This window comes from Acidobacteriota bacterium (genome assembly GCA_039683095.1).
Classification (GTDB): Bacteria; Acidobacteriota; Aminicenantia; order Aminicenantales; family Saccharicenantaceae; genus RBG-16-66-30.
Genome location: JBDKSB010000001.1, coordinates 74,889 through 101,747, shown reverse-complemented (window position 1 = coordinate 101,747; position 26,859 = coordinate 74,889). Strand labels below are relative to the sequence as shown.

Genomic DNA, 26,859 nt, shown 5'->3' with positions numbered 1-26,859 from the left:
GGCTCTTTTGACGGGCGCGTCTTTCGGGCCCCCGTTCGGCTTTACAGGATCCCGCCCGTTGTGATAATATTTCTTCTAACGAAGGCCCGGGCCATCTTCCCCCCATCGTTAGACGAGGTCGTGCCTTCTTCAAACAAGCTTCTATCATCTCCGGAGCGAGCGGCCCTTCCCTAACAAGGATCCCACCCGACGCCCGGGTTCAAGTCCGCAAAGGAGTCCCCATGTTTCCCAACACCAACTTCCCCAAGGCCAAGAAATACTGGTATCAGGGCAAATTCTACGATTGGTCGGAGGGCGGCTTCCACCCGATGATGCACGCCCTGCATTACGGCAGCTGCGTTTTCGAGGGCATCCGGGCCTACAGCACCGCCAAGGGCCCGGCCGTTTTCCGGCTCCGGGAGCACAACGACCGCTTCTTCCTCTCGGCCGGCGTGCTCAAGATGAACGTGCCGTACACCGATGAGCAGGTCACCAAGGCCATCCTGGACACGGTCCGCGTCAACGGGCTCGACAGTTGCTATATCCGCCCCCTGTTCTTCTACTCCTACGGCAACCTCGGGCTCGTGCCCAAGGCCTGCCCCGTCGAGCTGGCCATCAGCGCCTGGGAATGGGCCGCCTACCTCGGCGAGAACGCGGACCGGGGCGTCCATGCCTGCATCATCCCCCTGCGCCGCGTCCATCATACCCAGTTCAACATGAGGGCCAAGCTCGGCGGCGTCTATGTCCAGTCGACGATCGCCGGCCTCGAGGCCCGCGAGAAGGGCTACGACGAGGCCATTTTCCTGAACATGGAGGGCCGCATCGCCGAGGGGCCCGGCCAGAACGTCTTCATCGTCAAGGACAACACGCTCGTCACCAACGGCCGGCTCGAATCGGCCCTGGAAGGCATCACCCGGACGAGCCTCCTCGAGCTCGGCCGCGATCTCGGCTACAAGACCGTGGTCGGCCCGATCACCAAGGAGGACCTGTTCGGCGCGGACGAGGCCTTCTACTGCGGCACCGCCGTCGAGGTCATCCCCATCGTCGAGGTCACGGACGCGTCGGACACGACCGCCCCGTCGGTCAAGCACACGATCGGCGCGGGCAAGCCCGGCCCGGTCGCCCTGGGCATGATCAAGGCCTTCGCCGAGGCCGCTTCCGGCCGCGATCCGCGCTACGAGAAGTGGCTGACGTACGTCGGGAAGTGAGGCCCGGCCGGCCGCTGCGGCTGCGGCCGATCGGCGTGGTCCGCTCGCCCTACAGGGAGCCGGCCGACCTGCCTCCGCCGGCTTTCGCCCCGGCCCGGTTCTTCGAACGGTCCAAGGGAGAGATCGAGGTCTGCCCGGAGTTCGCCGCCGGCCTCGAGGGCCTGGAGGCTTTCTCCCATATCATCGTCCTGTTCCAGTTCCACCGGGCCGGCGGGGCCAAGCTGAAGGTCACCCCGCCCGGCGAGACCGAGCCGCGCGGCGTCTTCGCCAGCCGGTCGCCGCACCGCCCCAATCCTCTCGGCCTGAGCGTCCTCAAGCTCCTTCGCCGGAACGGCCGGGTCCTCGAGGTCTCAGGCCTCGACCTCATCGACGGGACGCCCGTCCTCGACATCAAGCCGTACACCGGCCGCGACCGGAAGTCGCATATCCGGACGGGCCGGACACAGCGGGCACGGCGGGACCGGCGCCCCGGGCGCTGATCAGGGCCGCAGGACCGCGGCCGCGGCCGCCGAGACGACGTCCCAGGCGGCCCGGACATGGCGCTCCTCGGTCGTCCGGGCGCCGACGACGAACCGGAGCGTGAACCGGTCCCGGAGCGTCGTGTGGGTCAGGAAAACCGTGCCCCCGGCGTTGATCCGGGCCAGGAAGCGGCGGTTGAGTTCGTCGAGGCCGGCCTCGCCGCGGCCGTCGTTGAGCCGGAAACAGACGAGCCCGAGGTCGACCGGCGCCAGGAGCTCGAAGCGGCGGTCGGCCTCGACCCAGTCCTTGACCAGCCCGGCCAGCCGGATGTGCTCGCGGACCATGGCCTGAAGGCCCTCGACGCCGTAGCTGCGGAGGACGAACCAGAGCTTGAGGGCCCGGAAGCGGCGGCCCAGCGGAATGCCCCAATCGCGATAGTTCCTGACCTTGGCATCGACGCCCGTCTTGAGGTATTCGGGGTGGATCTCGAAGGTGCGGACGAGGGCGGCCGGGTCGCGCACGAAGTAGGCCGAACAGTCGAAATTGGTGGCCATCCATTTGTGGGGGTTGAAGACGAGGGAGTCGGCCAGCTCGGCCCCGTCGAGGATCCAGCGCTTCTCGGGCAGGAGCGCGGCCGTCCCGGCCCAGGCAGCGTCGATATGGAACCAGACCCCGTGCTTCCGGCAGATCTCGCCGACGGCCCGCAGGGGGTCGATGGCCCCGGATGAGGTGGTGCCCGCCGTGGCCATGGCGAAGGCCGGGACGAGCCCGGCCTCCCGGTCCCGGATCAGGGCCTCCTCGAGCTTCTCCGGGATCAGGGCGAAGCGGCCGTCGGTAGGCAGCTTGCGGAAGTTCATCTTGCCGATCCCGGCGATCCGGACCCCCTTGTCGGCGCTCGAGTGGACCTCCTCGGAGGCGTAAGCCGTCAGCGGGGGCGTCAGGCCCGGCAGGCCGGATTCGTTCGATCCGAAGCCGGTCGCCTTCTCCCGGGCCGAAAGCATGGCGCAGAGGGTGGACGTCGAAGCGGTGTCCTGTATGACCCCCGAGAACCCCACCGGAAGCCCGATCATCTGCCGGAGCCAGTCCATGACGACCTCTTCGAGCTCGGTCGCCGCGGGCGAGGTCTGCCAGGACATGCACTGGGCCCCGATCCCGGCCGTCAGGAGCTCGCCGAGGACGGAGGCGGGACTGTTGTTGGCCGGGAAGTAGGCGAACCAGCCCGGGTGCTGCCAATGGGTGACGCCGGGCAGGATGATATCCTCGAAATCCTTGAAGATGGCTTCCATCGCCTCGCCCCGCACGGGCGGCACCGCCGGGATCATCTTCTTGACGTCCCCGGGCTCGAGGCGCGAGACAACGGGGTATTTCTCGATATTCGCGAAATAATCGGCGATCCAGTCCACGAATTGGTGCCCGGCACGACGAAAATCCTCGTTTTTCATGAAGAACTCCCCGATCAGGGCCGTTTCCCCCGCCCCGAAAGCGTTGTTCACTATACCTTTTTTCAGGGGAAACCTCCAGGCCGGAAGGCCGCCGAAGCAGAATCCGCGGAAAGCGGCAAAAAGGGCCTCTTTTAGCCCTGAAAGCCGCCCGGCGGCCGGCCAGGAGCACAATTTATGGAAACTCGGTTAAAACGGTTGAATCCCCCGGCGGCTTGTGGTATAATTGGAAATAGTTAGCGAGCGGGGTTCAGAAAAAAAATCACAAAATTGCATTTCTGTCTGTCTGCCTGAAGGTCCGCCTGATCGTCCGCCCTCTCTCCAGCCCCGCCGGCCTTCCCGGCATGCAACGAAATCCCTCCCGCCGCGGTATTGGCTAATGAGTGACGAGAATGGCCAGCCAAGACCTCCTTTCAGATATCGTCGATAAACCCCAATCCCTCGTCGAGGCTGCCCTGATCTGAAGGCGCGGATCAGGGCGGCCTCCCTCCTGAGCCGGGGGGCCGAGTTCAAAAACCGGGTATTGCCTCCCGCCGCCGCGGGAGGGAGCCGAAATATGGGGGAAGAGCCGACCGGTTTCATCCTGTCCCGGACTAATCGTTTGACCGGACGGGAAAATTGTCCTATCATGGCGACGGCCTTTTTCGAAGGGAAGTCCGTTATAAGCGGACACAGCCCCCGCTACTGTATCCGGGGACGAATCCCGAGGAACGCCACGGCCGCGAGGCTGGAAGGCTCGGGAGGAGGACGATCCGGGAGTCAGGATACCTTGTCAAGGCCTCGGTCGTCCGGTCTTCGGGTGGAAGACGGAGAGCGAAAAGCGGCGGGGGCGGCAATGGAGCTCCTGCCATGATCCGAAGGATCCTCGTCCCCGCGGCCCTCGCCGCGCTCTTCCCCTTTTCTCTTCTCGCCCAGGATGCCCAGGTCCAGGCCGGCGCGACCCTCAAGCACGATGTCGTCGTCACGGCCACGCGCCTCGAGACCCCGGAAAAGAAGGTCGGCAGCTCGCTCGCCGTCGTCAGCGGCGAGGAGCTCGCGCGCACCGGCCGGACCTTCGCCCTTGACGCTCTCGAGGACGTCCTGGGCCTCTCGACCGCCCGGAACGGCGGCCCGGGGGCGGCGGCCTCGGTCTCGATCCGCGGCGCCAACAGCGAGCACACCCTCTTTCTCCTCGACGGCGTCGAGCTCAACGACCCGATCAATCCCTCGCGCTCCTACGACATCTCGCACCTGCCGCTCAGCCAGGTCGAGCGGATCGAGATCCTCCGCGGCCCGCAGGGCCTGCTTTACGGGTCGGACGCGCTCGGCGGCGTCATCAACATCATCACCCGGGCCGGCCGGGGCCGGCCCCGCCTGACCCTGGCCTCGTCAACCGACACCCTCGGCACGGCGGCCGCGGAAGCGGCCCTGTCCGGGTCGGGCTCCAGGACCGAGTACTCCCTGGCCTTCTTCCACGAGCGGACCGCCGGCGTGTCGGCGGCCTCCTCGTCCTATGCGGGGAACACGGAGAAGGACGGCTATCGGGATCTGAGCCTGGCCGCCCATTTCGGCTACGCGCCGCGGCCGGAGTCCCGGCTCGCCCTCACCGTCCGGGCCGTCCGGGACCGGACCGAGCTCGACAATTTCGGCGGCCCCGGAGGGGACGACCCCAACAGCGTCGAGAGGTACGGCAGCCTCCTCGTCCGCGGACAGTACCGGGACCTCGCCCGGGACGGGCGCTGGGAGCGCACGCTGTCTCTCTCCTGGGTCGGCGCCCGCCGCGACAACGACAACCCGATCGACGCGGCGCATCCTGACGAAAGCGACCAGGGCCTCTACCGCAGCGGCCTGTTCAAGCTCGACTGGCAGAACAACCTGTTCCTCCGGCCGTCGCACACCCTCACGGCCGGCCTGGAGATCGGAGAGGAAACGGGGCGGTCCCGGTACGTCTCGGTGAGCGCCTACGGCCCTTACGAGTCGAGCTTCCCCTCGGCCCGGGCCGGCTCGGCCGGAGTCTATCTGCTCGACCACTGGGAGACGCGGGATCGCTTCTTCCTCACGGCCGGCGTCCGGGCCGACCGCCACAGCCGGGCCGGCGCCTCGGTCACGTTCCGCGTCGCTCCTGCCTACGTCATCCCCGCCACGGGAACGCGCCTGAAGGCGACCATCGGGACGGGCTTCAAGTCGCCCTCCCTCTATCAGCTCTTCGCGCCGTCGACCTCGTTCGGGCCGGTGGGCAATCCCGCGCTCCGCGCCGAGCGGGCCTTGGGCTGGGACGCGGGGATCGAGCAGCGCCTGGCCGGGAGCCGCGTTCTCCTCGGGCTGACCTGGTTCGAGAACGCGTTCCGCGACCTGGTCGATTTCGATTATGCGGCCGGCTACGTCAACATCGGCCGGGCCAGGACCAGGGGCCTCGAGGTCTCGGCCGAGGCCGCGCCGGCGGAGGGCGCCCGGCTGCGGGCCTCCTACACCCGCCTCTCGGCCCGGGACACGGAAGCGGGCACGGAGCTGCTGCGCCGGCCCCGGGACAAGTTCTCGGCCGAAGCCGGCTGCCGCCTCTTCGGCCGGTTCGATCTGTCCGCCGAAGCCCTCTGGGTCGGCCGGCGCCTCGACCGGGACTACAGCGCCTACCCGTACCCGACTGTCGCCCTGCCGGGCTACGTCCTCCTGAACGCCGTCGTGACGGCCCCCGTCGGCCCGCGGCTCCAGATCTTCCTCCGCGTCGACAACATCCTCGACGCCCGCTACCAGACCGTCTGGGGCTACGGCTCACCCGGCCTCGCCGCCCGCACCGGCTTCCGGATGACGATCTGACCTTCCCCGCCCCTGCCGCGGGTCGGGCGTTCATCCGGCCGATCGCTGCTTGAGATTGGGAAACAGGTATCATGTCCCCCATTTTGGTAAAATGAGGGTCGATGAACATTCAGACCCTCGATAAGATCTTCAAACCCCAGCGGATCGCCCTAGTCGGCGTCAGCCCCAATCCCAGGAGCGTCAGCGGCCGGATCCTGGCCAACCTGATCGGCGGCGGCTTCCGCGGCGTCGTCTATCCCGTCAGCCCGTCCACCGAGGCGGTGATGGGCATCCCCTGTTTCCAGAACGTCGCCTCGCTGCCCAAGACCGCCGACCTCGGCGTCATCTGCTCCGCCGCGGCCCAGGTCCCGGCCCTCGTGCGCGAGTGCGGCGAGGCCGGCATCCGCGGCCTGATCGTCGTCTCGGCCGGCTTCCGCGAGACCGGCCCGGAGGGCCTGGCCCTCGAGCAGGCCGTCCTGGCCGAGGCCCGGCGCTTCGACGGCCTGCGCGTCCTCGGCCCGAACTGCCTGGGCATCATCTCGCCCGGCCTGCCGCTCAACGCCAGCTTTGCCGGCTCCATGCCCCGCCCCGGCCACGTCGCCTTCGTCTCCCAGTCCGGCGCCCTCTGCACCTCCGTCCTGGATTGGGCCGCCGAAGAAAAGCTCGGTTTCTCGCATTTCATCTCGACCGGCAACATGATCGACGTCGATTTCGGCGATCTCATCGACTACCTCGGCGAGGACGAGGCGACCCGGTCCATCCTCCTCTACATCGAGTCCATCTCCGACGCCCGCAAGTTCATGACCGCGGCCCGCGCCTTCGCCCGCATGAAGCCCATCGTCGTTTACAAGGCCGGCCGCTTCCCCGAATCGGCCGCCGCGGCCGCCTCCCACACCGGCGCCCTGGCCGGAGAGGACGCCGTCTACGACGCCGCCTTCCAGCGCATGGGCCTGGCCCGGGTCTTCAACATCGGCGAGATCTTCGACTGCGCCGATCTCGTCGGCCGGCCCAAGATCCCCAAGGGCCCGCGCCTGGCCGTGCTGACGAACGCCGGGGGCCCGGGCGTCATGGCCACCGACGCCCTCGTCGCCTCGGGCGGCGCGCTGGCCCGCCTGTCCGACGCCACCCTGGCCGAACTCGACGCCTCGCTGCCGCCGCAATGGTCGCGCCGCGATCCCGTCGACGTCCTGGGCGACGCCAAGTCCAAGCTGGTGGCCAAAGCGGCCCAGATCGTGCTCCGGGACCCCGCCGTCGACGCCCTGCTCGTCATCATCACGCCCCAGGCCATGACCAACCCGACGGCCGTGGCCAAGGAAGTCTGTGCCCTGGCCGCCGTGACGGCCAAACCGGTCCTGGCCGCCTGGCTCGGCGGGGCGGCCATGCGCGAAGGCACGAACCTCCTCAACGAAGCGGGCATTCCCACCTACCAGACGCCGGAACAGGCCGTCAAGGCCTTCATGACCCTGGTTTCCTACGCCCGCAACCTCGAGACGCTCTACGAGACGCCCAGGAACATCTCCGTGGACTTCCCCGTCGACCGCAAGGTCCTCCGGGCCAGGTTCGCCGGCCTCCTGACGCGGACGGGGGGCGCCCTGTCCGAAACCCTGTCCAAGGAGCTGCTGGCGTCTTACGGCATCCCGGTCACCAGCCCGGTCCCGGCGGCCACGTCCGGGGAAGCCGTCCGGGCCGCGGACGCGGCCGGCTACCCGGTCGTGCTGAAGATCCTCTCGCCCGATATCACCCACAAGACCGACGTCGGCGGCGTCGCCCTCGATCTCGGCGACGCGGCGGCGGTCCGGACCGCCTTCGCCGGCATGATGGAGACGGTCGCCCGCCGGGCCCCGGCGGCCCGCCTCGAGGGCGTCACCGTCCAGAAGATGATCCGGGCCGGCGAAGGCCTGGAGATGATCCTGGGCGTCAAGAAAGATCCGACCTTCGGCACCGTGGTCATGGCCGGCATGGGCGGCACGGCCGCCGAGATCTACGGCGACCGGGCCATCGGCTTCCCGCCCCTCAACGAGCGCCTGGCCCGGCGCATGCTCGACGAGCTGCGGATGCGGCCGCTCCTCTACGGTTACCGCGGGCGACCGGCCGCGGCCGTCGACAAGCTGGTCGAGGCCCTCGTCAGGCTGTCCTGCCTGGCCGCCGACTTCCCCGAGGTGGCCGAGCTCGACATCAACCCCCTCCTGGTCACGGCCGAAGGCGTCGTCGCGCTCGACGCCCGCGTCCTCGGCGACCGGAACGCCGTCGAGGACCCCAAGCGCCCCTATGCCCACCTGGCCCTGCGGCCCTACCCCGAGGAGTTCGTCCGCCGGGCCCGGATGCGCGACGGCACCCCGATCACGCTCCGGCCGATCAAGCCGGAGGACGAATCGCTGTGGCTGGACCTGCTCTCCAGCTGTTCGCGGGAATCCATCTACTCGCGCTTCCGCTATTTCTTCTTCTGGCAATCCCATGAAGTGGCCAGCCGGTACTGCTACATCGACTACGACCGGGAGCTGGCCATCGTGGCCGAGGCCGGCGAGGGCCCGGACCGCAAGCTCATCGGCGTCGGGCGGCTGGTCGCCGAGCCCGGCCGGGACGCGGCCGAGTACGCCGTCCTCGTCCAGGACGCCTGGCAGGACAAGGGCCTGGGCGGCCTGGTCACGGACTGCTGCCTGGGCATCGCCAGGGAATGGGGCGTCCGGAAGGTCACGGCCATCACGGCCACGGACAACCCGCGCATGATCGCCGTCTTCGAGAAGCGCGGCTTCCGCATCGTCAACGACCTCGAGAGCTCCCTCGTCGAGGTCTCGAAGGACCTACTCTAGGTCCTGGAAGCCGGCGACGGTCGCGGGCTTGAGCGCGTGGAGGTCGAAGACGACGATCTCGTTCGTCCCCGTCGTCAGGAAGGAAGCCGGGCAGAACAGCCGTTTCTGCGGCCCGATCTCCCAGTAGCGGCCGAGGTTGTGGCCGTTGACCCAGACGACCCCCTTCTTCCAGCCGCTCATGTCGAGGTAGGTGTCCCCGACGGCCGCGAGCTCGAACCGCCCGCGGAAGAAGTTGCCCGGCCGCTCGGCCGGGCGGCGGGCGAAGCGCAGCCGCTCCAGGTACTCCGCGTCCAGGGGCAGCGGGTGGACGTCCCAGCCCATGAGGGTCATGTTGTTCAGGGTGACGCGGTCGGTGATGCCCTTGCGGTCGAGCAGGCGCGGCCCGTAGTTGATCCGGCCCATGGCCTCGACGAGGATGTCGAGCGTCTCGTTGGCCGGCTCGGCCCTGGGGATCTCCAAACCCGTCGTCTCGCCCTTGGTCCGGTCGATCGTCCCCGCGAAGCGGCCGTCGACGAAGACGGTAGCGTAGTCGTGGAGATCGGCGACGGCCAGGTTGCCGCCGCGGTGGCCGAGGAGCCTGGTCCGGTAGAGGATGAAGCCGCCCGTCTGGCCGTACGACTCCATCGGCCCGGGCTGGGCGCCGCGGACGGCCGGCGGCAGGTTGTCGAAGACCGAGGCGCTCTCGTCGAACGCGATGGCCGGGACCCTGATCGTCGGCAGGGGCTCGGGCAGGTCGGGCAGCGCGGTCCCCTTGGGCAGATAGCGGGCCAGCAGATCGCGGACGGCGAAATACTTCGGCGTCGGCCGGCCGGCCTCGTCGAGCGGCGCGTCGTAGTCGTAGCTGGTCACGTCCGGCTGGTACCGGTCGCTGAAATTGGCCCCGGCCGTGAAGCCGAAATTCGTCCCGCCGTGGAACATATAGAGGCTGAACGACTTGCCGTGGTCGAGAAGCCAGCGCAGCTCGGGCAGGAAGTCCTCGGTCTTGACCCGGGCCCAGGGCTCGCCCCAGTGCGTCAGCCAGCCGGGATAGAGCTCGCTGCAGAAGACGGGCACGCCCCGCTCGAGACGGGCGGCCTCCGCGAAATCCTTCTCGCTCGTCCCCGGGTCGAGCCCGATGGCCGCGCCCGGGATGGACCCGGCCTCGAGCATGTAGGGCGTCGCGCCGTCGGCCGTGTAGAGCGGGACCTCCAGCCCGGCCCGCTCCCAGAAACCCTTGAGGGCGAGCAGGTAATCGCGGTCGTTCCCGTAGCTGCCGTACTCGTTCTCGACCTGGACCATGATCACGGGCCCGCCCCGCTGGATCTGAAGGTCGCCGAGGACCTCGCCGAGCCTGAGGATGTAGGATTCGCAGGCCGCGAGGTAACGGGGATCGGAGCAGCGGACCTTGATGTCCGGGGTTTGCAGGAGCCAAGCCGGCAGGCCGCCGAAGTCCCATTCGGCGCAGGCGTAGGGACCCGGCCGGATGATGACCCACAGGCCGATCCTCTGGGCGGTCCGGACGAAGGCGGCCAGGTCGTTCGCGCCGGCGAAGTCCCAACGCCCGGGCTCGGGCTCCAGGAGGTTCCAGAAGACATAGGTCCCGACCGTGTTGAGGCCGGCGGCCTTGAGCTTGGTCAGCCGGTCGGCCCAGTATTCCCGGGGGATGCGCTGGTAGTGCATCTCTCCGGCCATGATCCGGAAGGGCTTGCCGTCGAGGAGAAAATCCTTCTCGCCGAGGCGGAAGCTCCGCTGCGGAGCGGCCGGCGCCAGGAGCGATCCGGCCAGCGCAGCGGCGAGCGCGATCCTGCGAAACCTCATGCTGCCCTCCCGAACGGGTATCTCGTCGCGACCCGTCGATTCTATCACACAATTGACTTTCGGCCCCCGGCCGTTATAATCCCCTTCCGGATGGGGTCAAACCTGCTTTTTGCTCAATAATGGGTAACAAGCAGGTTTGACCCCCTCTTATTGGCGGCCCGGCGGCCGGGGAGCCCGATATGACCAAGACGCGCTTCGCCCTCGTTCTTGTTATTCGCATCGCCCTTCTCGTCCCGGCCCTCTCGGCCGCGCCGGCGCCGGGGGCCGCCTCCGAGGAAGCCAAGAAGCCGGCCTTCGGGATCACCCTGTCCGGCTTCGTCAAGACCGACATCTTCTACGATACACGCCAGACGACGGCCATCCGCGAGGGCCATTACCTGCTCTTCCCCAAGGGCCCGTCGCTCGGGCCCGACGGCGGGGACGTCAACGCCCGCGACACGTTCAACATCCTGTCCATCCAAACCCGGCTGGCCGGGACGATCACCGGGCCGGATGCGCTCGGGGCCAGGACCTCGGCCTATATCGAAGCCGAGTTCTTCGGCACCTCCGACAGCGACCTCAACGGCTTCCGGCTCCGCCACGGCTTCCTCAAGCTCAGTTGGGCGCGCTCCGAGCTCATGATCGGCCAGTTCTGGCACCCGATGTTCGTCACCGAGAGCTTCCCCGACGTCGTCTCGTTCAACACCGGCGCGCCATTCCAGCCGTTCAACCGCAGCCCCCAGGTCCGCTTCACCCGGATCATCGGCGGCTTCAGCCTGTCCGCGACGGCCCTGGCCCAGCGTGACTTCGTCAGCAACGGCCCCGAGGGGGCGAGCTCGGTCTACCTGCGGAATGCCGCCCTCCCCGAATTCAACCTCAAGCTTCAGTACGGGAAAAAGGACGCGGCCCGGAAGACCGAGACCGTGGCCGGCATCGGGGCCGACATCATGCGGCTGGCCCCGCGCATCGTCACCGCCCTCGGCTACCCGACGGACGAGTCCCTGACCGGCCTGGCCGCCATGGCCTTCTTCAAGCAGAGGTGGCCCAAGTGGTCCTGGAAGGCCGAAGCCGTCTGGGGACAGAACCTGCACCACCTGACGATGCTCGGCGGCTACGCCGTCCGGGACGTGGTCGACGAGGCCCGGGGAGACTGGTCCTACACGCCCATCGCGACCCTTTCTCTCTGGACCGAGGTTCAGACCGCGGGAACGCCCTGGCAGGCGGGCCTCTTCGCGGGCTACGCCAAGAATCTCGGCTCGCCGCACGAGATCGGCGGGGTCGGTTACGCCCGGGGCTTCAACATCGACGAGATCTGCCGTCTCTCGCCGCGGCTGGTCTACAATGCCGGCAAGATGCGCTTCGCCGGCGAGGTCGAGCTGACGGCGGCCTCATACGGCATGCCCGACCTCTTCGGCAAGGTCCGGGACGCCCGCTTCGTCCGCAACCTCCGCCTCCTTCTGGCGGCCTACTATTTCTTCTGACATGTAAACATTTCTTACGCCGGGGCGTATAAATTAAAGATGCCTGGAGTCTGTCTTCCCTCAGGCGGGCGGTCTCCGCGTGGCATGGTAATTGCTGCTGTTCCCGATCAACAACGCTGACGGCCGCGGCCCCGGGCCCGTGCGGCTGAGGAGAACGCCCATGAGGAAGGTGACCGGAGCCGCGATCATCCTGGCCTGCCTGTTGATCCTGGTCCTCGGCCGCGGTTCGGCCGCGCCCCTCCCGGGCGCTCAGGAGGCCCAGGCCGCCATCGACGAGATGAAGAAGTCCGCCGTCAGGGTTTTCCTCGACTGCGACAGCTGCGACCTGGATTACGTCAAGACCGAGATCACCTTCGTCAACTACGTCCGGGACCGGCTCGAGGCCCAGGTCCATGTCCTGGTCAGCACCCAGAGCACGGGCGGCGGAGGGATCGAGTACACGATGACCTTCATCGGCCAGAACGACTGCCGTGACCTCCACGACGTCCAGAAATATTTCTCGTCCAAGACCGACACCGACGACGAGGTCCGCAAGGGGATGGTCAAGGCCCTGAAGCTGGGGCTGATGAGCTTCGTCGCCCGGACCCCGATCGCCGGCCGCATCGCCGTCAGCTACGCCCGGCCCACGGCCGGCCCGGCCGGACCCGACCGCTGGCGCTCCTGGGTCTTCAGCCTGTCCGGCCAAGGCTATTTTTCCGGCGAGGAGAGCTACCTCAGCCGCTCGATCTACGGCTCCTTCTCGGCCAACCGCGTCACCCTCCGCTCGAAGCTGAAGCTGGGGCTGTCCGTCAACGCCTCGAGAGAACGCTACGAGACCGAGGAAGGGACGGTCACCGGCACCTCGTCCAGCCAGAGCCTGAGCGGCCTGTTCGTCAAGAGCCTGGGCGAGCACTGGTCGGCCGGCGCATACGTCGAGGTCGAGTCCTCGCTCTACAGCAACGTCGACCTCGGTCTCAACCTGGCGCCGGCCGTCGAATACAACTTCTTCCCCTATTCCCAGTCGACCCGGCGCCAGCTTCGGGCCCTCTACAAGCTGGGCGTCATCCCGGTCCGTTACCGCGAGGCGACGATCTACGGCAAGCTCCGGGAGACGCTGTTTCAGGAGTCCCTGTCGCTGTCGCTCGACCTCCGCGAAAAGCTGGGCACGATCAGCGTCAGCGCCGAAGCGTCGAACTACCTTCACGACCTCGCCAAGTACCGCGTGGACACGTTCAGCGTCGTCAACCTGCGTCTCTACAAGGGCCTCAGCGTCTACGTCATCGGCAGCTATTCCTGGATCCACGACCAGCTCTCCCTCCTCGGCCGCGAACCGACCTACGAGGAGCAGCTCCTGCGCCTCCGCGAGCTGCCGATGAACGACAACTATTTCGCCGCCGTCGGCTTCCAGTTCCAGTTCGGCTCGATCTTCACCAACGTCATCAATCCCCGCTTCGGCTCGACCGGGGGCGGCGGCTTGAGCATCAACATCAATTAGGGTCCGGGAGAGACGCGATGAAGACTATCCCCACCCGCCGCCTCAAGGCCGCGGCGATCCTCGCCGGGCTCGTCCTCGTCCTGGCCCCGGCCGCAAGCGCCCAGGTCCGGCCGCCCGTGCCGGCTGGGCCGGCCGGACCGCCCCAGCCGCCGCAGCTGAGGGTCTTCCTCGACTGGCCCGGCGGCGACATCGAGGCCGTCCGGGCCGACATCCAGTTCGCCGCCTTCGTCCCCTCCCTGGACGCCGCCCAGGTCCGGGTCGCCGTCGCGCCCGCGGGCCCGCCGCCGGAGGGCCGGCTGCGCATCGAGATCTCCGGCCTCGGGGAGTTCCAGGGCCAGGACAACGTCCTGACCTACGCCCCCGGCCGCGACGAGAAGCCCGAGGACGTCCGCAAGGGGGTGACCGCCCTGGTCCGCCTGGGTCTCCTCCGCTACGCGGCCAAGACGCCCGCGGCCAAGGACCTGTCGGTCAAGTTCCTCGACCAGGCCAAGCCGACCGCGGTCAACGACAAGTGGGACTTCTGGGTCTTCAGCCTGAGCGGCAACGCCTTTGTCTCGGGCGAGACCCAGTACAAGAGCGGCTCCTACTACGCCTCGGCCTCGGCCAGCCGGACGACGCCGGCGCTCAAGATCAGGACCCAGGTCTACGGCAACTGGAGCGATTACAGGTTCGACCTCGGCGACGGCACGGTCTACAAAGGCTCGACCCACGGCCGCGGCGCCTCCGGCCTTGTCGTCAAGAGCCTGGGCGAGCACTGGTCGGCCGGAGGCTACCTCGAGGCCGAGTCCTCGACCTATTCGAATCTCAAGATGTCCATGAGCGCCACCCCGGCCCTCGAGTACGACGTCTTCCCCTATTCGGAATCGACCAAGCGCCAGCTCCGGATCCTCTACCGGATCGGGCTGACCCGGGCGAGCTACTACGAGGAGACGGTCTATTTCAAGACGGCCCAGACTCTGCTGCAGGAGGCCCTGAGCGTCGCCTACGAGGTCGTCCAGCCCTGGGGCAAGGCCTCGCTCCAGCTTCAGGGGTCCAACTTCTTCCAAAACTTCAAGTACAACCGGGTCGAGCTCGAGGGCGAGCTGGAATTCCGCATCTGGCGCGGCCTGAACCTCGAGGTCGACGGCAGCTACAGCCGGATCCGCGACCAGCTGGCCCTCTCGTCCGGAGGAGCGTCCTACGAGGACATCCTGCTCCGCCAGAGGCAGCTGGCCACGGGCTATGACTATTCGTTCTCGGTCGGGCTGAATTTCTCCTTCGGCTCGATGAAGAGCAATGTCGTCAACCCGCGTTTCGGCAACGGCGGCCGCAGCATCTCGATCAGCTTCTAGCCCACAGGTCCTCGCCAATTCGGGCCCCCGCCGGGATTTCCCGGGACGCGATCCTTTTAAGAGAAAAGGGGCATGTCCCGCAATTCCGCCATTCCCGTTTCCCGGCATCGTGGGCTTGCTTTTCCCCGGGCCTTTTGCTTACGATAGGCACCTTGCCGGGAAAACGGGAGAAGGGAGACCGCCTATGTCAGTGAAGATCGCCCGACCTGTCCCCAGCGACATCGAGATCGCCCAGTCCGCCGATCTGCTTCCGGCCGTCCAGGTGGCCGCCGGCCTCGGTCTCGGCGAGGACGACCTCGATCTCTACGGCAAATACAAGGCCAAGATCCACCTGGACGTGCTCGACCGGCTCAAGGGCCAGCCGCTCGGCCGCTACATCGACGTGACGGCCATCACGCCTACGCCGCTGGGCGAGGGCAAGACGACGACGACGGTCGGCCTAGGTCAGGCCCTCGGCGCCCACCTGGGCAAGAAGGTCGTCACCGTCGTCCGCCAGCCGAGCATGGGCCCGACCTTCGGCATCAAGGGCGGCGCCGCCGGGGGCGGCTATTCCCAAATCGTGCCCATGGAGGACTTCAACCTCCATCTGACCGGCGACATCCACGCCGTCACGGCCGCCAACGACCTCCTGGCGGCGGCCATCGACGTCCGCATCCTCCACGAATCGGCCCAGGACGACGAGAAGCTGTTCAACGCCTTCTGCCCGGCCAGCAAGAAGGGCGAGCGGCGCTTCTCCCCGATCATGCTCCGCCGCCTCAAGAAGCTCGGCATCGACAAGACCAACCCGGCCGACCTGACGCCGGACGAGAAGCGCCGGATGTTCCGCCTCGACATCGACCCGGCCAGCATCACCTGGAACCGGGTCGTCGACATCAGCGACCGCTTCCTCCGGGTCGTCAAGATCGGCCTGGGCCCGGAAGAGAAAGGGATGGTGCGCGAGACGGGCTTCGACATCTCCGTCGCCTCGGAGATCATGGCCATCCTGGCCCTGACCACGGGCCTGGCCGACATGCGGGAGCGCCTGGGCCGGATCGTCATCGGCACGAGCAAGGCGGGCCAGCCCGTCACGGCCGACGACCTCGGCGTCGGCGGGGCCCTGACCGTCCTGATGAAGGACGCCATCATGCCCAACCTCATGCAGACGGTCGAGAACACGCCGGCCATCGTCCACGCTGGCCCCTTCGCCAACATCGCCCACGGCAACTCCTCCGTCATCGCCGACCAGATCGCGCTGCGGCTGGTCGGGAAGGACGGCTACGTCGTCACCGAGTCGGGCTTCGGGGCCGACTGCGGCATGGAAAAGTTCATGGACATCAAGTGCCGGACGAGCGGCCTCGTTCCGAACTGCGTCGTCCTGGTGGCCACGGTCCGGGCCCTGAAGATGCACGGCGGCGGGCCCAAGGTCGTGGCCGGCAAGCCGCTCGCCCCCGAGTACACGGACGAGAACCTCGACCTCCTGGCCAAGGGGCTGGCCAACCTCACGGCCCACATCCGCAACGCCCTGCGCTTCGGCGTGCCGGTCGTCGTGGCCGTCAACCGCTTCACCACGGACACCGACGCCGAGATCGAGCTCATCCGCAAGGCCGCCCTGGCCGTCGGGGCCGACGACGCGGTGGCCTCCACCCAATGGGCGGACGGCGGGGCCGGGGCCGTCGCCCTGGCCAGGGCGGTCATGGCCGCCTGCGCGAAGCCGTCGGGCTTCAGGTTCCTCTACCCGCTCGACTGGAACATCAAGAAGAAGATCGAGACCATCGCGACCGAGATCTACGGCGCCGCCGGCGTCGAGTACGCGCCCGAGGCCGAGGCCAAGGTCGCCCTCTATACGAAGCTGGGCTTCGACCGGCTGCCCATCTGCATGGCCAAGACCCACCTGAGCCTGAGCCACAATCCCGAGTGGAAGGGCGTGCCGCGCAACTTCCTGCTGCCCGTCCGCGACATCCGGGCCAGCGTGGGGGCGGGCTTCCTTTATCCCCTCTGCGGCGACATGAGGACGATGCCCGGCCTGCCGACGCGGCCCGTCTATTTCGACGTCGATCTCGACCTGGAGACGGGCAAGGTCAAGGGCCTGTTCTGAGGCCGCCGCGCCGCCGGCCCGGGGACGCTGGCCTTCGGCGCGCACCCCGTTCTTTGTTATAATGGCCGGGTATGTCCCTTCGAGAGGTTCGTGCCATGCGTCATTCCCGCCGTTTCACCCGCCGCGATTTCCTCCGCGCCGGCGCCGCGGCCGCCGCGGCCTTCACCATCGTGCCGCGCCGCGTCCTGGGCGGCCAGGGCTATCTCGCCCCGAGCGACACGCTGACCAAGGCCGTCATCGGCGTCGGCGGCATGGGCCGGGGCCACCTCGGCTATCCGGGCTCGGTCCTGCGGGCTGTCTGCGACGTCGACCGCGAGCACCTCCGATCGGCCCTGGAGCTGGCCGGCCCCGGCGTCGACGGCTACTCGGATTTCCGCGAGGTCCTGGCCCGCCCCGACATCGACATCGTCCACATCGCCACCCCGCCCCACTGGCACGCCCTGATCTCCATCGCCGCGGCCGAGGCGGGCAAGGACGTCTGGTGCGAGAAGCCCATGACCCGGACGATCGCCGAGGGCCGGGCCGTCGTCGACGCCGTCCGCCGAGCCGGCCGGATCTTCCGCGTCAACACCTGGTTCCGCTTCACCGGCGGCTTCTACGGCTTCGGCACCGATGTCAAGCCGATCAAGAAGGCCGTCCAGAACGGCCTCCTGGGCTGGCCGATCAGGGCCACGGTCAGCGCCACGACCGGTTTCGACTGGAAGTTCTACTGGAGCGGACTGACCCACGCCCGGCCCGAGCCGGTGCCGCCCGAGCTCGACTACGACTTCTGGCTCGGCCCGGCCCCGTTCAAGCCTTACCACCCGCACCGCGTCCACGGCACGTTCCGCGGCTATTGGGACTACGACGGCGGCGGGCTCGGCGACATGGGCATGCACTACCTCGACCCCGTCCAATACATCCTGGACAAGGACGGCGAAAGCCCGGTCGAGATCGCGGCCGACTGCCCGCAGCAGCATCCGGACGCCTGCGGCAGCTGGCGCCGGATCGAGATGAAGTACGCCGACGGCTGCCTCATCGTCCTCGACGGCGAGAACCGGGACAAGTCGGCGCCCTTCCTCGAGGGCCCGAAGGGCAAGCTCTACCGCGGCTTCGGATCCGACATCCCCGACCTGCGGGAGAAGCTGGCGGCCCTGCCCGATCCCGAGCCGCAGCTCACGGACTTCTCCGAGGCCGTGCGGACGCGGACCCGCTTCGCCCTCAACGAGACGAACGGCCACCGCTCCTGCACCATCGTCAACCTGGCCAAGATCGCCGTCCAACTGGGACGGCCGCTCCGGTACGATCCGGCGACCGAGACTTTTCCGGGCGACGAGGCGGCCAACCGGCTGGCCGGGCAGCCCATGAGGGCGCCGTGGCGCCTGTAACGAGAGCTTGAGGAGATCGCCATGAAGAAGCCCTTCGCCCCCGTCGTCCTCGCGGCCGCCGCGATCGCCCTCCTCGCCTCCGGTCCCCTCGCGGCCTACGGCCGGGGCGCCTCCGCCACGGCCGCCGATCTCAAGGCCCGGGTCTCGGCCGTCGTGGAGCGATTCCCGGCCGAAAACGGAGCGGCGCGCGACGCCCTCTGCGCCGACCTGATCAAGCTCGGCCCGGCCGGCCTGGCCGAGACGCTCGCCCGCGTTCTCCCTCCCGGCGCGGGGAACGACGCCAAGGCCCGCTTCGCCGCGAACGGCCTGGCCGTCTATGTGACCAGGAGCGGAGCCGAGGCCGAGCGCCTGATGTTCGTCAAGGCCGTCCTGGCATCGCTCGCGTCGAGCGCCGACAAGGACGTCGCATCCTTTTTCCTGAGCCAGGTCCAGGCCGCGGGAAAGGCGGAGGCGGTCAAGCCGCTCGCCCCTTGTCTCCGGGACGAGGCGCTGGCCGGACCGGCCGTGGCCGCTCTCCAGGCGATCGGCGGCCCCGAGGCGGCCAAGACCATGCTCAAGGGGCTCGATCCCGCGCCGGCCGCCGCCAAGCTGGCGATCATCGACGGCCTCGGCGCGATGCGGAGCCGCGAGGCCGTCTGGAAGCTTCTCCGCCTGGCCGACGCCGGCAACGAAGGCCTGCGCCGGGCCGCCCGGTCCGCGCTGGCCAACATCGGAGATCCCGTCGCCGGGCCGGTCCTGGGCAAAGTCCTCGTCGCCGCGTCCTGGAGCGAGAGGGCCGAAGCCCCGGGCCTCTATCTCCTTTACGCCCGCCGGTTGGCCGAGTCGGGAAGGACCGCCGACGCCCTGGCCTCGGCCCGGGCTCTCCTCAGATCCTATGATCGGCCCTCCGAAAGCCAGGTCGCCGCGGGCGCCCTGAGCCTCGTCGTCTCGATCCTCGGCGACAAGGCCCTGCCCGATCTCGTCCGGGCCGCCGCGAGCTCCGATCCGGCCCTCCGCGGCGCCGCTCTCGGGACGGCGGAGAAATCCGGCGACGCGGCGGCGACGGGGCAATGGATCGAGCTGGCCAGGTCCGCGAGCCCGGACCTCGAGGCGGCCATCATCGCCATGCTGGGAAGGCGGGGCGATCCGGCGGCCCTGCCCGTCGTCCGGGAAGCCCTGCGCGGCCGCGACGAGATCGTCCGGCTGGCGGCCATTCCCGCGGCGGTCCGGCTGGGCGGGCCGTCGGTCCTGGCCGACCTCTTCGGGCTCATCGGCGCCGCCGGTCCGGCCGAGGCCGCCGCGCTGAAGACGGCGCTCCTCCAGTACCGGGCCGACGAGGTCGCGCCCAGAGCCGCGGAGCTCATCGATCCGACCCCGCATCCCGGCAGGGCCGTCCTGATCGACCTTCTCGGCGAAAAGGGCGCCCGCGGCGAGATCGGGCGCGTCTTCGCCCTGGCCGCCGACCCCGACCCGGCGACCCGGGCCTCGGCCCTGGGCGCCCTGGCCAGGCTGGCCGGCGAACGCGACCTCCCCCGCCTGGTGGAGATGCTCGAGCGGGCGGCCGACGCCGACGACATCGTCAACCTCCAGAACGCGGTGGCCGCGGCCGCGGTCCGCGGTGCCGAGCCGTCCCGGCTGGGGGCCGCGCTCGTCGAGCTCATGAGCGGCGCCTCCTCCGGCCGCAAGGCCGTCATCCTCCGCGTCCTGCCGAATGTCGGCGGGGAAAAGGCGATGAGCGCCGTCCTGGCCGCGACGGGCGATCCTGACACACAAGTCCAGACCGCCGCCGTCTATGCCCTGTCCCAATGGCCCGACTATGCCGCCGCCGGCGAGCTGCTGCGCATCGCCGCGACGACCGCGAGCAAGCGCTATCGCCTGCTGGCCGTCGACGGCTACGTCCGGCTGGTCGGGAAGGCGAACATGACCGGGCAGCGGAGGCTCGCCCTCTTACAGGACCTGCTCGCCCAGAAGTTCGAAAACGCAGACAAGAAAGCCGTCCTCCCGGGCGCGGCCGCCATCCGCGAGCCCGAGTCGCTGCGCCTGCTGGCCGGCTGCCTGGACGATCCGGCCCTCGGCGACTCCGCCGCGGCCGGCCTCCTCGAGCTGACGTCCGAGCAGGCGCCGCAGGAGCGCTGGCTCTCCGGCCACGAGGCCTATTCCGCCCTCCGGCGCGTCGAGGCCCGGACGGACGACCCGGCCGAGAAGGCCCGCGTCAACGAGATCATCGTCGCCCGCCTGCGCCAGGGCGGCTTCACCCCGCTCTTCGACGGCCGCACGTTCGACGGCTGGAAGGGCCTGGTCGCCGATCCCCCGGCCCGGGCCGGGATGACCGCCCAGGAGCTGGCGGCCGCCCAGGTCGCGGCCGACGAGCGGATGCGGGCCCACTGGCGGGTCGTCAACGGGGTCCTCGTCTTCGACGGCAAGGGCGAAAGCCTCTGCACCGCCTCCGACTACGGCGATTTCGAGCTCCTCGTCGACTGGAAGATCGAGAAGGGCGGCGACAGCGGCATCTACCTGCGCGGGGCGCCCCAGGTCCAGATCTGGGACCCGGCCGCCAATCCCGTCGGCTCCGGCGGCCTCTATAACAACCAGAAGGGCAAGAGCGTCCCCTCGGAGAGGGCCGACCGCCCGGCCGGCGAGTGGAACTCGTTCCGCGTCATCATGATCGGAGAGCGCGTCAGCGTCTATCTCAACGACAAGCTCGTCGTCGACAACGTCGCCCTCGAGAACTACTGGGAGAGGGCCATGCCCATCTACCCGGCGGGGCAGATCGAGCTCCAGGCCCACGGCAATCCGCTCTATTTCCGGAACATCTTCCTCCGCGAGATCCCCCGCGACGCGCCGTCGCCCGGGCTGACCCCGGCCGAGGCGGACGAGGGCTTCGTCGCGCTCTTCAACGGACGCGACCTCGAGGGCTGGACGGGCGACACCAAGGGCTATGTCGCCGAGGACGGCAAGATCGTCATCCACCCCGACCGCGGCAGCGGCAACCTCTACACGGCCAAAGAATATTCCGACTTCACCCTGCGGTTCGAGTTCAAGCTGACGCCGGCCGCCAACAACGGCCTGGGCGTCCGGGCCCCGATCGAAGGCGACGCCGCCTACGCCGGCATGGAGATCCAGATCCTCGAGGACGGGTCGCCTGTCTACTGGGGCCTCCGGCCGTACCAGTACCACGGCTCGATCTACGGCGTCGTCCCGGCCCGCCGCGGCTTCCTGCGGCCGGCCGGGGAATGGAACTCGGAGGAGGTCACGGTCAGGGACCGGCGCGTCACCGTCGCCGTCAACGGCTCGACCATCGTCGACGCCGACCTCGACCAGGCCTCGGCCGGCGGCACGATCGACCACAACGAGCATCCCGGCCTCGGGCGCGGCTCCGGCCACATCGGCTTCCTCGGGCACGGCTCGATCGTCGAGTTCCGCGACATCCGGCTGAAGGAGCTCCGGTAGGGATCAGTTCGCCCGGCCGGCATGACGGCCGAGCGGCGGCAGGCCCAGGGCTTGCCTGAGGGCGGCGTTGATCTGGGTGTTGTCGAGGATCGGCCCGGGGTACCAGGCGCCGCGGAAGCGCATGAAGTCCGGCGCCGCGGCGCCGATGACGGCCAGATCGACGAGTTCGTTGGTGTGCCCGGCCGTGCCGTAGGAAACATCGCCGTCCGGGTAGTCGTAGGGCGAGGGATAGTCGGGCTTCTTGATGACCGGGCCGTTCATCGGCCCCCGGTCGCTGCCGATCTTGGCCGGAGGCTGCCCTTCCTCGTCGACGCGGGCCACCTCGCGGGGCAAGCCGCCGGCGCCGAGCGTCGCGCCCGGCCCCAGCAGCAGCCCTCCCGTGGCGTGGTCGGCCGTGACCAGGAGCACCGTGTTGGTCCAATCGACGTCGTCCCCCGGCTTGTCGACGAAGGCCAGGGCCGCCCGGACGGCGGCGTCGAGGTCGGCGACGCAGCCGATCATGGCCCGGTAGTCGTTGTCGTGGTTGGCCCAATCGATGTCGCCCTCTTCGATAACGAGGACGAAGCCCTTGGGGCCGTGACTGAGATAACCGAGGGCGGCCTCCGCCGCCTCCGCCAGCGACGGGTTCTCCGCGCTTCCGGGCGTGACCCGCGGCTGGCCGGGCGAATCATCGACCTGCGGCACTTCGAAGTTCCCGCCCCTGCCGCCGAAGAGCGCGAAGAGCTTGCGGCCCTCGCGGACGGCCTCGGCCGCCCCCTCGGCCAGGGCCCGGCCGCCGTCCTGGCCCGGCTTGCGCTCGACGAAGACGTAGTCCGGGGAGGACTGGAGCGCCCGGTAGAGCGATTCCGAGATGTAGCCCTTCCGGGTATCGAAACCCGGATTGTCGAGGAGCGGCGAGCCGCCGCCGATGACGACATCGGGCTTGGTCCTGAGGATGATCTCGTCGGCGAGGCCCAGCCCCTGGTAGCCCTTGAGGCCGGTGTAATAGGCGCCGCGGCCGGTGTTGTGGCTGACGAAGGCGGCCGGCGTCGCGTGATCGAACGGAACGGTGCTGATGACCCCGATCTCCGCCCCGAGCCGCGCCCGCGCGTCCTCGAGGATGGTCGTCAGGCGGCCGCCGGGCGGGTCGCCCGGGAGCCAGGCGATGTTGCCCGAGTCCGTCTTGAAGCCCGTGGCCAGGGCCGTGGCCGCCGAGGCCGAGTCGGTGGCCGGACCCGGCGGGAAACGTTGCGTGATCCCGGGGCCGGCCAGCGGCTTCGCTCCGCTGGTCTTGACGTCGTAGCCGAGGGCGGGGTCGAACGACGACCGGGAATAGGGCGGCCGGCCGGCCGCCCGGGCATGGCTGTTGTAGGCGTTGACATCCCAGGTCGCGACGTAGGCCCTGGCCGGAAGATGCTGCCAGGCCAGGCCGTCGTCCTTGCCGTAGAGGTAGCGGCTGGCCGCGACCTCCGACTCGGCCGACATCCCGTCGCCGATGAAGAAGATGACGTGCGTGACCGCGGGGGCGCGGCGGCCGCCGCACGCGGCGGCCGAAAGCAGGATGGCCGCGAGAGCGGTGGCGGAAAGCGCCCCGAAAGCGGCGCGCGCGCTCCTTCCCTGGCTCCAGGTCATGACTTATTATTATATCGCGAAGGCCAAGACCCCGCTCACCATTCGACCAGCCCGGCCAGCTTCAGGATCTCCAGGCAGTTGAGAACGGCCTGGAGCGTCGAGCGCCGCTCGTTCTGGGCGTCGAGCATCTTCAGGATGTCCAGGGCGCTGTGCCTGCCGTTGACCAGGAGCTGCAGCTCGCCTTGATTGGCCAGGGCCAGGCCCTTGCCGGCCAGGGGGAACTTCAGCCGGTCGGCGGGCGTGACGGCCGTCAGGAACTTCTGGTATTCGCGGTAGCCGCCCTCCCGGACCTTGGCCGTAGGCCGGGGCACGATCCTGGCGGCTTTCTTTTCGAGCTCGGTCAGGACCATGGGCGCAGCCTTGACCCCGAGCTTGCGGGCCACGGCCGCCCGCCGGGCCTCGAGGGCCGCCAGGCCGGCCGCCCCGGTGCCGTCCACGGACTTGGACAGCCGGGCCACGTCGGCCGCGAGCCCGGCGTCGCCGGGCGCCAGCTCGAGGACGGAGGCCAGCGTTTCCTTCTCGTTCAGGACGGCGGCTTCGAAAATGCCCCTGGCGTAGCGTGAATCGTCGGCGAACGTCCCGGCCGTGGCCGCGTTGAGCGCTTCGAGGGCCGCCGCGAGCTCATGGCCGAGCCGGCGGACGGCGTTCGAGGCCGTCTCGGCGGCGATAGCCGAGGCGGCCTCCGCGTCCGCGGCGGCGACCGTGTACGCGCCCGCCGCCCCGATGACGGCGGCCCGCTTGAGCTGGGTCGGATCGGACTTGTCGGCCGTGTCGCCCGAGGTGTGGTACCACTTGTCGGGCCAGGCGATCATCATGACGCCCGGCACGCCCACGGCCCAATCGTTGAAGACCTCATGGTCGGAGGCCCCGTAATGCGTTTCGATCGAATAGACGAAGGGCTCGTCCGCGCCGGAGGGGGCGACGATCCGGACGGGCACGCCCGAGGCGCCGGCCCGGTTCTGGATGCGCTCGCGGTTGCCCTCGCCGACGTAGCGGTAATAGTTCTCCATGACGTCGTTGATGTAATGGGGATGGCCGTAGGTCGTCCGCATCAGGCAGAAGAACGACTGGTTCCTGGACAGCCACTCGCCGACCATGTCCATGTTGATGTTGCAGAGCGTCCGCTCCATGATCTCGCGGTGAGTGCGGACCCACTCGCCGATGCCGGAGAACTCGGGGCCCCAGATGAAGCGGATGGTCCTCTTCGGCCGCGGCAGGCGGCCGTCCGCGATGAGGGTCTGGAGCGTCCGGGCGACCTCGAGGATGGTGGCGCTGCCGGAGATGTTGTCGTTGGCGCCCTGCTTCTGGAAGCCCTCGAAGAGATGGGCGGAGAGGATGATCTCGCCGGCGGCGGGGTCGGCGCCGGGGATGGCGCAGACGACGTTCTCGAGGTCGGCCGTCTCCGTCTTCGTCCGGACCTGGGCCCGGACGGTGATCTTCTCGTTGGCCAGCAGGCGGCGCTTGAGGATGTCGCCCTCGCGGACGTTCAGCTGGAAGGCGAAGCCCTGGGCCTGGGGCGCCGGCGCGGCCTGTTCGGCCGGAGCCGGGGGCCGGCCGCCGCCGGGGGGAGGCGTTTGTCCGGGCTGGCCGGGCTGGCCGGCGGGACCCGGGCCGGCGGGACGCCGCCGCGTCATGATCCCGTTCCAGGGCATCTGGAGCGGGTCGAAATACGGCCGGGACAGGCTGATCGAGATGAGGCCGAGGGCGCCTTTCCCGACGGCCGGGCCGTAGGCCATCATCAGGGCTCCCTCGGTGACCGCGATCTTGCCGGCCACGTTGGCGTCGGCGATCTCCTTGGCGGTGCCGCGGCCGATCCAGACGAGCTCGGTCGTGACGTCGGCGTCCGAGCTGCCGGAGGCCAGCATGGGCAGCATGTCGTTGATCGAGGCCAGCTTCTGGCGCCCGGGCCTGGTCTCCCAGAGCTCGCCCTTGAGGGCCACCCAGGCCGGCCCGCCCGGGCAGGTCACGATGTCGACGCCCTCGAAGCCGTAGCTCTTGAGCTTGCGGACGACGACCTGGGTCTCCAGGAAGTTGCCGGCGAATTCCTCGGGGAAGCGCTGCCGGTTGAAGGCGTTGATCTCGGCGATGGTGTTCCAGGCTGATTCGCCGGAGGCCTCGCCGACGATCTCGTCGGTCTGGGCCTGGGGCAGGAAGGTCCAGTAGAGCCAGGGCGTGTATTGGGCGGCGGCGGCGGTCGTCAGCGCGAGAACGCAGGCGACGACGCCGGCGAGGACGAGCGGCAGGCGTTTGGACATCGCGGACTCCTTGGGGACGGCGTTCGACGTTCCGGGACGTTATATACCCGGGAGCCCGGGCGGGTCAATACCGGAAAGGCGAACCCGGCCGTCCGGCACGCCCTCAGTCCACGATCTTGTTGATGACGCCGATCGGCAGCACGGTCCGGCCCTTGGCCTCGTTCAGGACCTCGGCCATGGCCAGGTAGATGGCCGACAGGCCGCAGACGATGCCTTCGAAGCCGGCGATCCGGCCGACGAGCGCCGAGCCGGTCCAGTCGCGGGCGGCCAGCAGCCAGAACAGGATGGTCAGGCTGAGGAAGACGAACTGCAGGGCCCGGTTCTTGCCGAACGTGCCGAACCACATGAAGAAAGTGAACAGGCCCCACAGGAACAGGTACCAGGCCAGGTAGGGAGCGGGCGTGACCGCGCCGCTCGGGGCCCCCGTCCCGGGGATGATCCAGATGGCGACGAGCGACAGCCAGAACAGGCCGTAGGAGGTGAAGGCCGTCGTCCCGAAGGTGTTGCCCTTCTTGAAATCCATGATCCCGGCGATGATCTGGGCGATGCCGCCGTAGAAAATGCCCATGGCCAGGACCATGGCGCTCAGGGGGAAGAACCCGGCGTTGTGGATGTTGAGAAGGACCGTGGTCATGCCGAAGCCCATCAGGCCGAGCGGCGCGGGATTGGCGAGGCTGCTGTTCGTGGCCATCTTGATGCTCCTCCGGGCGGATGTCGTTGGGCCAGGTATAATACACCCTTCGGGGGAGTGTCAAGACGAAGCCGGCGGGAATGGCCCGGCGCCAGCGCGTCACTTGAGCTCGACGGCCGCCTCTTTCAGCCAGATGCCGTGGATGTTACAGCGCTCGAGCGCCTTGACCTTGTCGGGCACGGCCGGCAGCTCGAACACGGCGGTCGCCGGGCCCGGGTCGGCGGCCTTGAACCTCTTCTCGCCGAGCTTCCGGCCGTCCGCGTCCTCGAGCAGGATCCACTCGATCCAGTGCGGCTTCTGGGGGTCCATTGGATGGTTGTCGACCCGCACGGTGACCTTGAGGCCGGCGCCCGTTTTCTCGAACGTGACAGTGGGAACGTGCTTTTTGGCCACCTCTTCGTTCCACGGGCCGAAGTCGGTCATCGTGAACGGCTTGGCCTGGAGCGCTTTCTTCGCCGGCGGCGCGACGTGCTGGGCCTCGGCCGCCTGCAGGGCCGGCCCCAGGCCGATGGCCGCGACGACGACGAAGATCCCCACAAGACAGAACTTCTTCATGTCACCCTCCCCGTACGGACTTTCCGTCCAGCCAGACTCCAATATGGCAGAATGCCGGGAAAATGACAATGGAGAAAGATGCCCTGAGCCAGGCCTGCGCAAGGGGCTCCCCGGAAGCGGGAGAAGAACCATCAAAAAAGGGGCTGCC

Annotated in this window: 16 protein-coding genes and 1 riboswitch; of the genes, 10 read left to right on the top strand and 6 right to left on the bottom strand. The window is 68.9% G+C overall.

Annotated elements, in window-relative coordinates; translation table 11 throughout:
* Positions 1-221: 221 nt before the first annotated feature.
* A complete protein-coding gene (locus ABFD52_00465) occupies positions 222-1,187 on the top strand; it encodes a branched-chain amino acid transaminase (GenBank protein ID MEN6559233.1) in 966 nt (321 codons plus the stop codon).
* A complete protein-coding gene (gene tsaA / locus ABFD52_00460) occupies positions 1,163-1,666 on the top strand; it encodes a tRNA (N6-threonylcarbamoyladenosine(37)-N6)-methyltransferase TrmO (GenBank protein MEN6559232.1) in 504 nt (167 codons plus the stop codon). Before ABFD52_00465 ends, tsaA begins: the two co-directional genes overlap by 25 nt.
* On the opposite strand, the gene ABFD52_00455 is transcribed toward tsaA, so the two are convergent.
* Complete coding sequence (locus tag ABFD52_00455) at positions 1,667-3,088, bottom strand: pyridoxal-dependent decarboxylase (GenBank protein ID MEN6559231.1); 1,422 nt, start codon at positions 3,086-3,088, stop codon at positions 1,667-1,669.
* Positions 3,089-3,698: 610 nt separating this feature from the next.
* Positions 3,699-3,876: riboswitch (cobalamin riboswitch) on the top strand.
* A gap of 58 nt (positions 3,877-3,934) precedes the next feature.
* Here ABFD52_00455 and ABFD52_00450 point away from each other — a divergent pair.
* Both ABFD52_00450 and ABFD52_00445 read left to right on the top strand, forming a co-directional pair.
* Complete coding sequence (locus ABFD52_00450) at positions 3,935-5,878, top strand: TonB-dependent receptor (protein ID MEN6559230.1); 1,944 nt, start codon at positions 3,935-3,937, stop codon at positions 5,876-5,878.
* A gap of 101 nt (positions 5,879-5,979) precedes the next feature.
* Entirely contained in the window at positions 5,980-8,667 is a 2,688-nt protein-coding gene (locus ABFD52_00445) for a bifunctional acetate--CoA ligase family protein/GNAT family N-acetyltransferase (protein MEN6559229.1), read from the top strand.
* Here the strand turns inward: ABFD52_00445 and ABFD52_00440 are convergent.
* Entirely contained in the window at positions 8,659-10,464 is a 1,806-nt protein-coding gene (locus tag ABFD52_00440) for a beta-galactosidase family protein (protein MEN6559228.1), read from the bottom strand. The two genes, ABFD52_00445 and ABFD52_00440, sit on opposite strands and share 9 nt — an antisense overlap.
* 179 nt (positions 10,465-10,643) lie before the next feature.
* On the opposite strand from ABFD52_00440, the gene ABFD52_00435 reads away from it, so the two are divergent.
* From ABFD52_00435 to ABFD52_00410, 6 genes are all read left to right on the top strand, one after another.
* Positions 10,644-11,924, top strand: coding sequence for a hypothetical protein (locus ABFD52_00435; GenBank protein MEN6559227.1), 1,281 nt, complete (start codon positions 10,644-10,646; stop codon positions 11,922-11,924).
* 160 nt (positions 11,925-12,084) lie between these two features.
* Positions 12,085-13,398 carry a hypothetical protein gene (locus tag ABFD52_00430; GenBank protein ID MEN6559226.1) on the top strand — a complete coding sequence of 438 codons (1,314 nt, stop codon included), beginning with the start codon at positions 12,085-12,087 and terminating at the stop codon, positions 13,396-13,398.
* Positions 13,399-13,415: 17 nt separating this feature from the next.
* Positions 13,416-14,729 carry a hypothetical protein gene (locus ABFD52_00425; GenBank protein MEN6559225.1) on the top strand — a complete coding sequence of 438 codons (1,314 nt, stop codon included), beginning with the start codon at positions 13,416-13,418 and terminating at the stop codon, positions 14,727-14,729.
* Positions 14,730-14,913: 184 nt separating this feature from the next.
* Entirely contained in the window at positions 14,914-16,803 is a 1,890-nt protein-coding gene (locus ABFD52_00420) for a formate--tetrahydrofolate ligase (protein ID MEN6559224.1), read from the top strand.
* A 95-nt stretch (positions 16,804-16,898) separates the two neighbouring features.
* A complete protein-coding gene (locus ABFD52_00415) occupies positions 16,899-18,170 on the top strand; it encodes a Gfo/Idh/MocA family oxidoreductase (protein ID MEN6559223.1) in 1,272 nt (423 codons plus the stop codon).
* A 21-nt stretch (positions 18,171-18,191) separates the two neighbouring features.
* Positions 18,192-21,599, top strand: coding sequence for a family 16 glycoside hydrolase (locus ABFD52_00410; GenBank protein ID MEN6559222.1), 3,408 nt, complete (start codon positions 18,192-18,194; stop codon positions 21,597-21,599).
* Positions 21,600-21,602: 3 nt separating this feature from the next.
* Here ABFD52_00410 and ABFD52_00405 read toward each other — a convergent pair whose 3' ends face one another.
* The 4 genes from ABFD52_00405 to ABFD52_00390 form a co-directional block, all read right to left on the bottom strand.
* Positions 21,603-23,210, bottom strand: coding sequence for an alkaline phosphatase (locus tag ABFD52_00405; GenBank protein ID MEN6559221.1), 1,608 nt, complete (start codon positions 23,208-23,210; stop codon positions 21,603-21,605).
* A gap of 35 nt (positions 23,211-23,245) precedes the next feature.
* Positions 23,246-25,465, bottom strand: a complete 2,220-nt coding sequence (locus ABFD52_00400; protein ID MEN6559220.1) for a M28 family peptidase — start codon at positions 25,463-25,465, stop codon at positions 23,246-23,248.
* Between the two features lie 103 nt (positions 25,466-25,568).
* A complete protein-coding gene (locus tag ABFD52_00395; GenBank protein ID MEN6559219.1) occupies positions 25,569-26,156 on the bottom strand; it encodes an acetate uptake transporter in 588 nt (195 codons plus the stop codon).
* A 99-nt stretch (positions 26,157-26,255) separates the two neighbouring features.
* On the bottom strand, positions 26,256-26,711 hold the full coding sequence (locus ABFD52_00390) for a desulfoferrodoxin family protein (GenBank protein MEN6559218.1): 456 nt from the start codon (positions 26,709-26,711) through the stop codon (positions 26,256-26,258).
* Positions 26,712-26,859 lie beyond the last annotated feature (148 nt).

Coding starts and splice junctions, on each gene's coding strand:
- ABFD52_00465 (MEN6559233.1), top strand. CDS start 222: ATGTTTCCCAACACCAACTTCCCCAAGGCCAAGAAATACTGGTATCAG.
- ABFD52_00455 (MEN6559231.1), bottom strand. CDS start 3,088: ATGAAAAACGAGGATTTTCGTCGTGCCGGGCACCAATTCGTGGACTGG.
- ABFD52_00450 (MEN6559230.1), top strand. CDS start 3,935: ATGATCCGAAGGATCCTCGTCCCCGCGGCCCTCGCCGCGCTCTTCCCC.
- ABFD52_00445 (MEN6559229.1), top strand. CDS start 5,980: ATGAACATTCAGACCCTCGATAAGATCTTCAAACCCCAGCGGATCGCC.
- ABFD52_00440 (MEN6559228.1), bottom strand. CDS start 10,464: ATGAGGTTTCGCAGGATCGCGCTCGCCGCTGCGCTGGCCGGATCGCTC.
- ABFD52_00435 (MEN6559227.1), top strand. CDS start 10,644: ATGACCAAGACGCGCTTCGCCCTCGTTCTTGTTATTCGCATCGCCCTT.
- ABFD52_00430 (MEN6559226.1), top strand. CDS start 12,085: ATGAGGAAGGTGACCGGAGCCGCGATCATCCTGGCCTGCCTGTTGATC.
- ABFD52_00425 (MEN6559225.1), top strand. CDS start 13,416: ATGAAGACTATCCCCACCCGCCGCCTCAAGGCCGCGGCGATCCTCGCC.
- ABFD52_00420 (MEN6559224.1), top strand. CDS start 14,914: ATGTCAGTGAAGATCGCCCGACCTGTCCCCAGCGACATCGAGATCGCC.
- ABFD52_00415 (MEN6559223.1), top strand. CDS start 16,899: ATGCGTCATTCCCGCCGTTTCACCCGCCGCGATTTCCTCCGCGCCGGC.
- ABFD52_00410 (MEN6559222.1), top strand. CDS start 18,192: ATGAAGAAGCCCTTCGCCCCCGTCGTCCTCGCGGCCGCCGCGATCGCC.
- ABFD52_00405 (MEN6559221.1), bottom strand. CDS start 23,210: ATGACCTGGAGCCAGGGAAGGAGCGCGCGCGCCGCTTTCGGGGCGCTT.
- ABFD52_00400 (MEN6559220.1), bottom strand. CDS start 25,465: ATGTCCAAACGCCTGCCGCTCGTCCTCGCCGGCGTCGTCGCCTGCGTT.
- ABFD52_00395 (MEN6559219.1), bottom strand. CDS start 26,156: ATGGCCACGAACAGCAGCCTCGCCAATCCCGCGCCGCTCGGCCTGATG.
- ABFD52_00390 (MEN6559218.1), bottom strand. CDS start 26,711: ATGAAGAAGTTCTGTCTTGTGGGGATCTTCGTCGTCGTCGCGGCCATC.